This is a genomic window from Hymenobacter polaris, from assembly GCF_012927305.1.
Classification (GTDB): Bacteria; Bacteroidota; Bacteroidia; order Cytophagales; family Hymenobacteraceae; genus Hymenobacter; species Hymenobacter polaris.
In genome coordinates, this window is the sequence record NZ_JABBGH010000003.1 from 1152761 (window position 1) to 1165521 (window position 12761).

Annotated in this window: 8 protein-coding genes; 5 read left to right on the top strand and 3 right to left on the bottom strand. The window is 64.7% G+C overall.

Going from position 1 to position 12761, the window contains the following annotated elements; all coding sequences use genetic code 11:
• Nucleotides 1-85 precede the first annotated feature (85 nt).
• Together HHL22_RS21520 and HHL22_RS21525 are read left to right on the top strand one after the other, a co-directional pair.
• A complete protein-coding gene (locus tag HHL22_RS21520; RefSeq protein ID WP_241738197.1) occupies nt 86-790 on the top strand; it encodes an adenine nucleotide alpha hydrolase in 705 nt (234 codons plus the stop codon).
• 230 nt (nt 791-1020) lie between these two features.
• Nucleotides 1021-4158: a glycoside hydrolase family 3 N-terminal domain-containing protein gene (locus HHL22_RS21525; protein WP_169533434.1), complete on the top strand. Its 3138-nt coding sequence runs from the start codon at nt 1021-1023 to the stop codon at nt 4156-4158.
• A 4-nt stretch (nt 4159-4162) separates the two neighbouring features.
• Here HHL22_RS21525 and HHL22_RS21530 read toward each other — a convergent pair whose 3' ends face one another.
• A complete protein-coding gene (locus tag HHL22_RS21530; protein ID WP_317172716.1) occupies nt 4163-5320 on the bottom strand; it encodes an acyltransferase family protein in 1158 nt (385 codons plus the stop codon).
• A 176-nt stretch (nt 5321-5496) separates the two neighbouring features.
• Between HHL22_RS21530 and HHL22_RS21535 the strand changes: the two genes are divergently transcribed.
• The 3 genes from HHL22_RS21535 (at nt 5497) to HHL22_RS21545 (ending at nt 8538) form a co-directional block, all read left to right on the top strand.
• Entirely contained in the window at nt 5497-7146 is a 1650-nt protein-coding gene (locus tag HHL22_RS21535; protein WP_241738198.1) for a 3-(methylthio)propionyl-CoA ligase, read from the top strand.
• A 167-nt stretch (nt 7147-7313) separates the two neighbouring features.
• Nucleotides 7314-8042: a GDSL-type esterase/lipase family protein gene (locus HHL22_RS21540; RefSeq protein WP_169533435.1), complete on the top strand. Its 729-nt coding sequence runs from the start codon at nt 7314-7316 to the stop codon at nt 8040-8042.
• Between the two features lie 43 nt (nt 8043-8085).
• A complete protein-coding gene (locus tag HHL22_RS21545) occupies nt 8086-8538 on the top strand; it encodes a hypothetical protein (protein ID WP_169533436.1) in 453 nt (150 codons plus the stop codon).
• Between the two features lie 164 nt (nt 8539-8702).
• Here the strand turns inward: HHL22_RS21545 and HHL22_RS21550 are convergent, their stop codons facing one another.
• Both HHL22_RS21550 and HHL22_RS21555 read right to left on the bottom strand, forming a co-directional pair.
• Nucleotides 8703-11702 carry a glycosyltransferase family 117 protein gene (locus HHL22_RS21550; RefSeq protein WP_169533437.1) on the bottom strand — a complete coding sequence of 1000 codons (3000 nt, stop codon included), beginning with the start codon at nt 11700-11702 and terminating at the stop codon, nt 8703-8705.
• 237 nt (nt 11703-11939) lie between these two features.
• The gene (locus tag HHL22_RS21555; protein WP_169533438.1) at nt 11940-12581 is read right to left on the bottom strand and encodes a T9SS type A sorting domain-containing protein; all 642 of its coding nucleotides are present in this window, start codon (nt 12579-12581) and stop codon (nt 11940-11942) included.
• Nucleotides 12582-12761 lie beyond the last annotated feature (180 nt).

Consider the following 12761-nt stretch of genomic DNA (forward strand, 5'->3'; position numbering starts at 1 on the left):
CAGCTGACTACGCGACTGGAATGACGGCCTGCTGCCTTGGGGCGGCAGGCCGCTTTTTTTGCATTTGTATGGCGATTTGGTTGGGATGATACCTGCGTTGATGAGTTGGAGCGGGGGCAAGGACTCGGCCCTAGCGCTGCACCACGCCCGGCGCGACCCTAGGCGCCGCGTGGCGGGGCTGCTCACGCACGTGAATGCGCACTACGAACGCGTATCGATGCACGGCGTGCGCACCGAGTTGCTGGCGGCGCAAGCCCAGCGCCTGGGCTTGCCGCTGCGGCAGCTGCGCCTGCCCGAAAACCCTCCGATGGCCGCCTACGAGCAGGCCCTAGGGGCTACGCTGGCCGAGGCGCGGGCGCAGGGCGTGGAGGAGGTAGTGTACGGCGACATTTTTTTGGAGGACCTACGCGCCTACCGCGAGCAACAGCTGGCGCGGGCGGGGCTGCGCGGCGCGTTTCCGCTGTGGCAGCGCGTGGGCGCCAACTTGCTGCGCGAGTTTCTGGACCTAGGCTTCCGGGCAGTGGTGGTGTGCGTGAACGAGCAGTGGCTGGACGCTAGCTTCTGCGGGCGCCTGCTCGACCGCGACTTTCTGCGCGACCTGCCGCCCGGCGTGGACCCCTGCGGCGAAAACGGTGAGTACCACAGCTTCGTGTTCGACGGGCCGGATTTCAGTGAGCCAATCGAAGTAGTGCGAGGCGAGCTGGTACGCCGCACCTACCCGGCGCCCGGCGTCGGCGGCGCGATGGAGCTAGGCTTCTGGTTTTGCGACTTGCTGCCCGCGGGGCCCTAGGGCAGTTTTTTAGATAATATTACGTCATCGCCCTGGGCGCTTACCCCACCCCCGGCCCCTCCCCTCCGGGAGAGGGGAGCCATGGTGGCGCGGTAAAGGGTTTGTCAGGCTCCCCTCTCCCGAAGGGGAGGGGCCGGGGGTGGGGTAAGCGCCCAGGGCGACTAAATGCGCAAATACCGGCGCTGCGTGCGACTTTTGCCGGGTTCACTTTCAGGTCCCGCCCTTTGTCATTGTTCCGCTCTCTTTTGCTGGCGCTGCTGCTTTCGCTGCCGCTGCTGGCCTCGGCCCAGCACCGCCGTGCACGGGCAGCCCGCCCCAAAACCAGCCTGGCCAAGTTTCGCCCGCCCGTGAAGCCCACGCCCAGTGGCCCGGCGTTTTTGCAATACCAGCACTCGCGCTGGGTTGATAGCCTGATGCGCGTGCTGACCCCTAGGCAGCGGGTGGCGCAGCTGTTCATGGTAGCGGCCTACTCCAATAAAACGCGGCTCGACGAGGACTCGGTGTCGCTGCTGATTAAGGACTACGGCGTGGGCGGGCTGATATTCTTCCAGGGCGGGCCGGTGCGCCAAACGCGCCTGCTCAACCGCTACCAGCGCGAAAGCCAGGTGCCGCTGCTGGTGGCCATGGACGGCGAGTGGGGCGCCGGCATGCGCCTGGATAGCATATTGCGCTTTCCGTACCAAATGAGCCTGGGGGCCGCGCCCGAGGCCGACTCCAGCCTGATTTACGACATGGGGCGCGAGGTGGCGCGACAGTTTGCGCGGCTGGGCATGCACGTCAATTTCGCGCCGGTGGTGGACGTGAACAACAACCCCAACAACCCGGTCATCGGCTTCCGCTCGTGGGGCGAGAACCCGGCGGCCGTGGCGCGTCTTAGCCGCCTCTATATGCGCGGTATGCAGGACGCGGGCGTGCTGGCCGTGGCCAAGCACTTTCCCGGCCACGGCGACGTAGAGGCCGACTCGCACTTGGCCCTGCCCATCGTGCGGGTAGACCGGCGCCGGCTCGACTCGCTGGAGTTTCCGCCCTTTAGAAGCGTGATACGCAGCGGTATTGGGGGCATGATGGTGGCTCACCTCAACGTGCCGGCCCTGGATACGACCGGCGCGCCCACCACCCTCAGCCAGCCCGTGGTGACGGGGCTGCTGCGCCAAAAAATGGGCTTCCGGGGCGTGGTGTTTACCGATGCCATGAACATGCAGGGCGTCATCAGCCGGGTGCCCACCGGCGAGGCCGAGGTGCGGGCGCTGCTGGCCGGCAACGACGTGCTGGAATTCAGCAAGAAGGTGCCGGTGGCCCTAGGGGCCGTGCTGGCCGCCGTGGACAGCGGGCGCATCAGCCAGGCCCGCATCGACGAAAGCTGCCGCCGGGTGCTGGCCCTCAAGCAGTGGGCCGGCCTGAACCACTACCGGCCCGTACCCGAGCAAGCTATCTACGCCGACCTCAACCCTGCCCACGCCCGCTACCTGGCGCACCGCCTCACGCAGGATGGCCTGACGCTGCTGCGCAACCAGCGCCAGCTGCTGCCTTTGCAGCGGCTGGATACCCTGAAAGTAGCCACGCTGGTAATTGGCGGCGCGCCCGCCGATACTACTGATTTTCAGCGTATGGTGACGGACTACGACGCCCGCGCCGCGCACTTCCACCTGCCCGCCGCGCCCACTATGGACGAGCTGATGGCCACGCGGGCGCGGCTGCTGGGCTACCGGGTGGTGCTGGTGGCGCTGCAGGGCCTAGGACGGTTGCCGGCCACCAGCTTCGGCATTGCGCCCGAAACCAACCTGTTGCTGCGCGAATTGACCCAGCCCGGCCGGCAGGTGGTGCTCACCCTCTTCGGCTCGGCCTACGCCGCGGCCAAGGTGCGCGATTTCGACCGGATGGGCGCCGTGGTGATGGCCTACCAGGAAAGCCCCGATGCCCAGCGCCTGGCCGCGCAGCTCATCTTTGGCGGCATCGGGGCCACCGGTAAGCTGCCCGTCACGGTCAGCCCCAGCCTGCCCGCCGGCTTTGGCCTGAGCACCCAGCCCGGCCTGCGCTTAGCCTACGCCAACCCCGAGGATGCCGGCATGGACAACCGGCTGGAAGACCGCGTAGATAGTCTGCTAAACAGCGCTTTAGCCGCTGGCGCCATGCCCGGCGCGCAGGCCCTCATTGCCCGGCGCGGCGTGGTGGTGCTGCGCAAGAACTACGGGGTTAGAAGCAGTGATGCCCTAGCAAATGTCCAACAGGCATTTATGTCTAAAATTTCTAGAAGTTTCCCAGAGCATCCCGTACAACCTGTTCTGACGGTTGAAGCTAAAGAGCGACTTGAAAAGGAGCTTACTAAAGACGTAGAGGGTTTTCGTGCCGCAATCAAAAGCGCATATGTCACCGACGCCGACCGCTACGACCTGGCCTCGCTCACCAAGATTCTGGCGGCCACGCCGGCGCTGCTCTCGTTGCAAGCGCAAGGCAAATTCAGCCCCGACAGTACGATGGGGCAGCTGTTTCCCTTCCTGGCTAAAACCAACAAGGCGCCGCTGCGCATGCGCGACGTGCTCACCCACCAAGCGGGCCTGCCGGCGTTCGTGCCGTTTTACAAGGCCTTTCAGAAGCCGAGTGGCGAGCTGCGCCGGCGCTGGCTGCGCGCCGACTCGTCGGCTCGGTTTCCGCTGCCGGTGGCGCGCGGCATCTGGTCGCGGCGCGATATGCCGGAATACATAAATGAGCAGATTGGGGCAGTGCCGCTGCTGCCTAAGCGCGAGTACGTGTACTCCGACCTGTCGTTTTACCTCACGCCGGGGCTGGTGCGGCGGCGCACGGGGCTGGGCTTCGAGGAGTACCTGACCCAGCAGGTATACGGGCCCCTAGGGTCGGGCCTGCACTTGCAGCCGCTGCACCACTACCCGCTGGCCCGCCTGGTGCCCACCGAGTACGACTCGCTGTTTCGCAAGCAGCTGGTGTGGGGCTACGTGCACGACGAGGGCGCGGCCCTGCTGGGCGGCATCAGCGGCCACGCCGGCTTGTTTGGCAATGCCAACGACGTGGCCCAACTCACCCAAACCTACGCCTGGGGCGGGCGCTACGGCGGCCAGCAAATCTTTGATAAAGCCATTCTGGCCGAGTGGACGCGCTGCCAGTTTTGCGAGCAGGGCAACCGCCGCGCCCTGGCCTTCGACCGGCCGGTTAAGGTGGTGCCCGGTGGGCCCTCGGCCAGCAGCTACGGCCACACCGGCTTCACGGGCACCTACTTCTGGGTTGACCCCGCCAAGGACCTGGTGGTGGTGCTGCTCACCAACCGCGTGAACCCCACGCGCCGCAACTCGAAGCTCGGCGACCTGAGTTTGCGCAGCAAGTTTTTGCAGCTGGCCCTGGACGCGGCGCGGTAGGGCCCTAGGGATGGGCGGCGGGGGCTACTGGCGCCGGTGCCTGGCGGTTGCTGACGAGCGTGGTGGGTTGGTCGAAGGTGCGGGTGAGGTAGCTGCGCACGGGAATATCAATCCACTTCAGCACCGCATACGCTAGCAGCACCAGCGCCAGCATAGCCGTTGGAATAACCAGCGCCAAGGTGCTCAGGGGCGGCTGGTATTTGTGCAGGTAGCTGAAGAACACCCAAATAAACGGGTAGTGCACGATGTAGAGCGGGTAGGAAATGTCGCCTAGAAAGCGACAGAGCTTGGCGTAGCGCGGCGTGAGCTGCCCGCCGGCCCCTAGGGCAATGAGCAGTGGAAAGTAAAACAGCACCACGAGCGAGTCGACGCGCCAATTGATTCTATCTATAAAGGGCAGCAGCAGGGCCCCCAGCAGCAGCAGGGCCAGCGCGCCAAATCCCAGCCGCGAGCGAATCAGCCAGTTGGCCCGGTATAGCAGCAAGCCCATCAAGAAGGAAAAAGTAACCCGCAGGAAGCCCGCAATGGCATCTTCGCGGCCCCAGCCGCCACCGAGCCAGCCCGTGCGCCGGGCCTCGTAGCACAGGGCTATGGCGGCCGGCACCAGCAGTATCTTCAGCAGCCGCGCCGGCAGCCGCACCAGCACCAGCGCGTAGGCTACGTTGGCTATGTATTCCCAAAACAGCGACCAGGTGGGCGGGTTGAGGTGGAAGAGGTTGGCGTAGCGCTCGGTCACTACCGGATACGGAACCAGCAGGCAGGACGAGAGCAGCAGTAGGGGCAGGCGGGTGGCGTACTGGTCAACCAGGTGGCTGAATGGGTCGAGCCAGAAGGTGAGCAAACCCAGCAGCGCGCCAACAACTACGAGCGGGTGGAGGCGAATGAGGCGGCGGCGCAGAAACCGCCCCACCCCCAGCTGCGCCAGGCGCGCGTCGTAGGCGTAGGCGATGACGAAGCCCGAGAGGCAGAAGAAAAAATCGACGGCCAGGTAGGCATGGGCAATGAAGTTGTTGGCCGGCTTGGTTTCCACCAGCTCCATGAAGTGAAACAGCACCACGGCCAGCGCGGCCACTCCCCGCAGGCCATCGAGCAGGCCAAAATGCAACGGGCTAGCGGCCGGCGACAAAGCCGGAACGGGTGAAACGGGAGCGGGAGCAGGCACAGGCAAGTGGAAAAGGCCAGAAAAAGTTGGTAAAGTACGCCCCCGCGCCGCGCAGTTCGGCCGCTTGGCGGCGCGGGGCGGCCAAATAAGAGGGCTGGCCGCTGCGATGGCCGCTGCCCTAGGGGTTGCGAGCCAGCCACTAAGGGTTAACTTACTGCCGCTTTTTTCCCACTCTTTTGCCCTCGCCCCGCGCCATGCTCGGACTGATGATGCCCACGCCCCTTCTGGTGAAGGGTTTGATTGAACACGCCGCCCGCTGGCACGGCAGCACCGAAATCGTGTCGCGCCTGCCCGAGGGCGGCCCGCTGCACCGCACTACCTACGCCCAGGTGCACGCCCGCGCCCGCCAGCTGGCCCATGCGTTCACCCGCCTGGGCGTGGCACCCGGCGCCCGCGTGGCCACCCTGGCTTGGAATACCCACCGCCACCTAGAGCTTTACTACGGTATTTCGGGCCTAGGGGCGGTGTGCCACACCATCAACCCCCGGCTGTTTTTCGAGCAGTTAGTGTACATCGTCAACCACGCCGAAGACGAGGTGCTGTGCTTCGACCTCACGTTTCTGCCCCTGGTGGAGAAGCTGGCGCCGCACTGCCCCACCGTGCGCCACTGGGTGCTGCTGACGGGCGCCGCCCACCGGCCGGCCGCCACCAGCCTGCCCGGTTTGCTCGACTACGAAACTCTGTTGGCGGCCGAGCAGCCCAATTTTGAGTGGCCAGAACTTGACGAGAACACGGCCTCGTCGCTGTGCTACACCTCGGGCACCACCGACCAGCCCAAGGGCGTGCTCTACTCGCACCGCTCCACGCTGCTGCACAGCTACGCCGCCTCGCTGCCCGACTGCTTCGGCTGCGGCGCCCGCGATGTGGTGCTGCCCGTGGTGCCCATGTTTCACGTCAACGCCTGGGGTATCCCGTACCTGGCGCCGCTCAACGGCTGCAAATTAGTCATGCCCGGCCCGGCCCTCGACCCGGCCAGCTTGTTTGAGCTGTTTGAAAGCGAAGGCGTTACCTTCTCGGCCGGCGTGCCCACCATCTGGTTTGGGCTGCTGCAGTTTATGCGCGAAGGCCCGCGCCGCTTCAGCACCCTTCGCCGCATGATAGTGGGCGGCGCCTCGTGCCCGCCGGCGCTGCTGCGCGCCTTTGCCGAGGAGCTGGGCGTCGAAATTCGCCACGCCTGGGGCATGAGCGAAACCTCGCCCCTAGGTACCGTGAGCACCCTCAAGACCAACCAGTTGAGCTGGCCGCCGGCCGAGCAGTTCCGGGAGCTGACCAAGCAGGGCCGCGCCATCTACGGCGTGGATATGGAGATTGTGGACGACGCCGGCCAGCCGCTGCCCCACGACGGCGTGGCGTTTGGCGACTTACTGGTGCGGGGGCCCTTCATTGCCAGCGGCTATTTCGGCGGCGTGCAGTCGAGCCAGTTTGCGGCCAGCGGCTGGTTTCGTACCGGCGACGTGGGCACCATCGACGCCGAGGGCTTCCTGCAAATCACCGACCGCTCGAAGGACGTCATTAAGTCGGGCGGCGAGTGGATTTCCAGCATCGACCTCGAAAACCTGGCCGTGGCCCACCCCGCCGTGGCCGAAGCCGCCGTCATTGGCGTGCCCCACCCCAAGTGGAGCGAGCGCCCGCTGCTCATCGTGGTGCGCAAGCCCGGCCAGCAAGTGTCAGCCCAGGAGCTGCTGGCGTTCTACGACGGCAAAATAGCCGCCTGGCAGCGCCCCGACGCGGTGGAGTTTGTGGAGCAGCTGCCCCACACGGCCACCGGCAAGCTCCTCAAAACCCAGCTGCGGCAGGATTTTGCAGGGTATGAGCTAAAAGCTTAGAGGCTGTAAACAGCCGCGAACAAAAAACCGTCATGCTGAGCCCCGCGAAGCATCTCTACCACGCCATCTAGGGTCACTAACCCAACGAAGCGGTAGAGATGCTTCGGCAGGCGAACACCAGATGAGTATGACGGTCTTACTTTAGGTTACTGCATCTTAAAAAAGATATGCTTCTCAAATCCCTTTTCCTCGCCCTGCTGGCCCTAGGGGCCGCGCCCGCCCTGGCCCAAACCACCCCCGCGCCCGACCGCGACGGCCTAGGGCGCTACGCCGCGGCCAACCGGGCCCTACCTGCGCCGCAGCCCGGCCGGCCCCGCGTGGTGCTGCTCGGCAATTCCATCACCGATGCTTGGCCGCGGGCCGACTCGGCGTTTTTTGCCGACCGCCGCTACGAGCTGGTGGGGCGCGGCATTAGCGGGCAAACCACGCCGCAAATGCTGGTGCGCTTCCGCCAGGACGTGCTGGATTTGCACCCGGCCGTGGTGGTCATCCTGGCCGGCATCAACGACATCGCCCAAAACACCGGCCCCTACGACCAGCAAGCCACGCTCAACAACATCAAGTCGATGACCGAGCTGGCGCAGGCCCACGGCGTGCGAGTGGTGCTCAGCTCGGTGCTGCCAGCCTACGATTTTGCCTGGCGCCGCGGCCTCGAGCCCGCGCCCAAGGTGCTGGCCCTCAACCAGCAGCTGCGCGCCTACGCCGCCGAGCGGGGCGCCACCTACCTCAACTACCACGCGGCCATGGCCGATAGCCGCCAGGGCCTGCCCCCGGCCCTCTCCAAAGACGAGGTGCACCCCACCCTGGCCGGCTACCAAGTGATGGAGCCGCTGCTGATGCAGGCCATTGCCCAGGCGCTGAAAACCAAGGAGAAACCCGTTAAAGCCACGCCTTAGCCGAGTTGCGGGGCCTAGGGCGCCGTCGCCTAGCTTTGGGCCCATGAAGAACCTCCTGCTACTGGCGCTGCTGCCCGCCCTGCCGGCCCTGGCCCAAACCGCGCCTAGCCCCCTGCCCGCCAACGTAGGCGTGCGGCGCGTCATAATTGGCTCTGACACGCCGCCCGAGCCGCAAGCCGATGCGGAAGCTGCCCGGCTAACGGGCCAGCTTGGCCTGAGCCCAGCGCAAGCCACCCAGGTGCGCGCCGCCGCGCTGGTGCAGTACCAGGCCCGCCAGGCCAAGCTGCGCCGGCTCGAAGCCGCTCACGCGCAGGGCCGCATCCCGCTCGATGCGGAGGATAAAGCAATTGAGGATAACTTCGAGGCGCAGCTACATGCCATTTGCACGCCCGAGCAGTACCAGAAGCACCAGCTCATCCGCGCCCGCTTCCGCCGCCTCCGCGCCCGCGCCGACTCGCTGCGCCAGGCCGGGCCGGCGCCCGTTGCGCCCCATTAACCGGGAAGTGTACACAGGCATAAATAGCACGCCATGCTTCAACAAGCTCAGCATGGCGTGCTATTTTATACATAATAAGGTCCCGTTAACAGCTCCCAACAGCCAAAAGGCCGCCCTGCTCCGAGAAGCAGGGCGGCCTTTTGGCTGTTGGGAGGCCCTAGGGCCTACTGCTGCTGCGCGCGCAGGTAGGGCTCCAGCACGGCGTAGGCTTTCTTGGCCCGCGCCTCGTCGTGCACCAGCGGGTTGCTGGCGGCTTGGTAGATGCTTTGCAGCACGTAAAGGTACTGGCGCTGGCTGTCGTCGAAGAGGGCGCCGTCGTGGCTCTGGTAGTAGTTGAGCACCTGGATGCTGCGCGTGGTGAGCTTGTCCATGATGTCGTCGGCCTTGGCTTTTTCGCCGCCGGCCACCAGCGCCGGAATCAGCTGCGGCGTGTAGTAGTCGTAGGGGATGGCCGCGTCGGGCATTACGGCCAGGCACTTGCTGGCTACTTCCTTGGCCTTGGCCGTGTTGCCTTCGGCCAGGTAGGCGTTGGCCAGGCGGGCAAACTTATCGCGGTAGTTGGCCGGGAAGCGCAGGTTGTTTTCGTCGTAGAAGATGTTGGCGTTACTCAGCCCGCGGTAGCGGAATACGTTCATCAGCTCATTGTAGCAGATGGGTTTCTCCACGTAGCCTTCCTCGCCGCGCTTGTCGTAGTTGGGGTCGCGCAGGGGCAGCAGGCGGTAGGCCATGCCTTCGAGCTGGAAGTAGGGCTCCAGGTTCATGTAGTCGGAGGGCGTCACCGTCGAGCTGAAGTAGATGGGCCGCTTCCAGTTGTTAGTGGCAATCATGTCCAGAATCACCAGATTCTTCTTTTCAATAGCGCGCTTGCCCATGCTCCAGCGCAACTCGCTCACCAGCTGGTTTTGGCGGTCGGCCGGCACAATGCCTAGGGTCTTCACGGCGGCCGTATCCACCTTCATAAAGAACTTGGGCGTGGGATAGGTGCTGGTAGTGTAGCCGCCTTCCGAGTACTTCAGCAGCGGGCTGCCCGAACCCACCAGGCCGATGAACTGCTTGAGGTCGAGGCTATCCACGGCTGCGTTGGGCATGAAGGGCAGCATGTCGTTGTTGCCCTGGGCGTAGGCCGCGTCGCCCATCGAAATGGGCAGCGGCGCCGACTTGTACGAGGGCCGCTTCATCTGGGCAATGTACCAGTCGGTGTTCAGGTACGAAAGCACCGCCACGCGCACGTCGGTGCGCACGCCCTCCACCTCCTGCACGTACCAGAGTGGGAAGGTGTCGTTGTCGCCGTTGGTGAACAGGATGGCGTTCGGGGCGCACGAGTTCAGCAGGTTACGGGCCGAATCGACCGAGTTGTAGCGGCCCGAGCGGTCGTGGTCGTTCCAGCCCTGCGCCGCCAGAATGGCCGGTGCGCCCAACCCCAGCAGCACCGCTACGCCGGTGCGCAGGTTGTCGGCCTTAAGAACGGCTTGCAGGGCCTGCGCGATGCCGATGACCCCTAGGCCAATCCAGATGGCAAAGGCAAACGTGGCCCCGGTAAAGGTGTAGTCCCGCTCGCGCGGCTCAAGCGGCGGCTGGTTGAGGTACACCACAATGGCAATGCCCGTAAACAGGAACAAGAGGCCCACAATGAGCGCGTCGTGGCCGCGCCGCCGCAGCTGCACAAACAAGCCAATGAGGCCCAGGATGAGCGGAATGGCGAAGAAATTGTTGCGCGCGAAGCTCTGGCCGATGCGCGCCGGCACGGTGCTGGCGCTGGGCGCAAACGGCGTAAGTACGCCCGCCTGTTGAATGTCAGAATCGCGCCCGATGTAGTTCCAGCCGAAGTAGCGCCAGAACATGTGCCCAATCTGGTAGCGGAACAAAAAGCCCAGGTTTTGGCCCATCGTGGGCTTTTGACCCTCCACCAGGTCGGGTATCCACTTCTTATACTCTTGAATATGAGCCGGGTCGGGGCTGTAGATGCGGGGCAGCAGCATCTTGTCGGCGTCGGCGTAGCCGGGCTCCTGGGCGCGGGGCAGAATCTCGACGTACTTGCCGCCTTCGCGCCGGTAGCGCGGGGTGCCGTCCTCATAGTGGTCAGGCTGGGCGTTGTACTGCGGGCCGTAGAGCAGGGGCCGCGAGCCGTACTGCTCGCGCTTGAGGTAGCTCACGAACGAGAGCACGTCCGAGGGGTCGTTCTCGTTGATGGTGGGCTTAAAGGCGGCCCGGATGGGCACAATCAGGTAGGTAGAGTAGCCGATGAGGATAAACACGAAGCACAACATGCTGGTGTTCAATAGCTGGCTGCGGCGCTGAAACGACTGCCGGAAGCCCAGCCAAATCAGCCCCACGAACAGCCCCAGGAAGATAAGCAAGCCCGCGTCGAAGGGTAGGCCGATGCTGTTGACGAAGAACACCTCGAACGAGCCCGCCAGCGTGGGCAGGCCCGGAATGATGCCCACCAGCACCGAGCCCACAATCACCAGGCTCACCACCAGTGTGATAACCCCGCCCAAGACAGTTGGGTTAGGGTGGCGGCGGTAGTAGTAGATAAGGGCCAGGGCGGGCACGGCCAGCAAATTGAGCAAGTGCACCCCGATGCTCAGGCCAATGACGTAGGCAATCAGAATCAGCCACTTATCGGCGTCGGGCTCGTCGGCGCGCTCCTCCCACTTCAGCATTATCCACACCACCGCTGCCGTGCACAAGCTCGACATGGCGTAGACCTCGCCCTCGACGGCGTTGAACCAGAACGAGTCGGAGAAGGCAAACGAGAGCGCGCCCACCGCCCCGGCCCCGAGGATAAGCCAGATTTGCAGACTGGTGGGCTCGGGCGTCTCGGTCTCGAACTCGGTGCGGGCCAGCAGCAGCTTGCGGGCCATGCGCGTGATTATCCAGAACAGAAACAGCACGGTAAACGCGCTGCTCAGCCCCGAGAGGGCGTTGATGAGCGGGGCCACGTGTTCGCGGTTGCCGAAGCTGAGCAGCGAGAGGAGGCGGCCCAGGATGAGGAAGGTGGGGGCGCCGGGGGGGTGGGGCACCAGCAGCTTGTAGGAGCAGGCGATGAACTCGCCGCAGTCCCAGAACGAGGCCGTGGGCTCGAGCGTGAGCAGGTACGTGGCCAGAGCCAGGGCAAAGACCACCCAGCCCACCAGGTTATTCAACCTATTAAACGATTGCATACGGGAAAATAGCTGTGGAAATAGAGCCCATGTGCTGGATGTGAAAATGATTGCCAACCGTGCTAAAGCACCTGCGGACGCTTCATTTCTACATTTTTACATCCGCCTTATTCCTTACATTTTGGATTAGCCCCCAAAAGTAGCAACAACCCGCCGAGGGTTGCGCTGCCTAGCCCCTAGGGTCCAAAAAAGGCCGCCCCCTCGCGGAAGCGGCCCCTAGGCAAGCGTAGTATCGCGCTACAGCACGGTCAGGCGTTTCGTTACCAGCGTCTTATCGTTCACCAGCAACGAGCAGAAATAGAGGCCGGGCGGCAAGTCACTCAGGTCGAGGGCCACGCCGTCGGCGGCGGGTGTGTTTTCGGGGCGCACGGGCAGGCGGCGCACTTCGCTGCCTAGCACGTTGCTCAGGCGCACCTTGTAGTCGGCGCCGCCGGGGCCACTCACTTGCAGGGTGGTTTGGCCGCGGGCCGGGTTGGGAAACACGCTGAGGGCCGGCACAGGGCTCTGGCCCTGCCCGGTGGCCAGCGCCGCCTGCACCGTGATGGTACCTACCATGCCTACGTAGCCGGTGCTCGTTTGGCCCGCGTGGACGGTGCAGTGGTAGGGATAGGAGCCGGCCTGCGCAAAAGTGACAATTTGGCTGGCGTTGCTGCTGCTGAGCGTGAAGGTGGGCCAGGCCGCGGGCGAGGAATCGGACATGGTGGGGTGCACCCCCGACACCCAGGTGAACTTCACCGCGTCGCCCACGCGCAGGGAGGGCAGCGCCTGAGGCGAATATGAGTTCTCGCCGTTGGGGCCGATTTTCACCTCGTAGGTGGTGGCCATGGCCACGCGCAGCCCCAGGATAGTACTAAAAATTAGGGTAGCGAAGCGCGTCATAGGAGGGCGGGTAAAGGAAGGCGATGGACAAGAGCGGCGCCGGCTTGGTAAGCTAGAGGCAACTTAACCAGCCGGCAATGAACCTGCTGTGAACAAGCACCGTGCCGGGTCGCTTAGTTCCGGTTCAGCTAGCCAAAAATACCTTATTGCCGGCCCGCTCGGTCACGCCGCTCGACCAAC

Excerpts from the sequence above, each read along its gene's own strand:
- HHL22_RS21520 (WP_241738197.1), top strand. The coding sequence starts at position 86 with ATGATACCTGCGTTGATGAGTTGGAGCGGGGGCAAGGACTCGGCCCTA.
- HHL22_RS21540 (WP_169533435.1), top strand. The coding sequence starts at position 7,314 with ATGCTTCTCAAATCCCTTTTCCTCGCCCTGCTGGCCCTAGGGGCCGCG.
- HHL22_RS21550 (WP_169533437.1), bottom strand. The coding sequence starts at position 11,702 with ATGCAATCGTTTAATAGGTTGAATAACCTGGTGGGCTGGGTGGTCTTT.
- HHL22_RS21555 (WP_169533438.1), bottom strand. The coding sequence starts at position 12,581 with ATGACGCGCTTCGCTACCCTAATTTTTAGTACTATCCTGGGGCTGCGC.
- HHL22_RS21545 (WP_169533436.1), top strand. The coding sequence starts at position 8,086 with ATGAAGAACCTCCTGCTACTGGCGCTGCTGCCCGCCCTGCCGGCCCTG.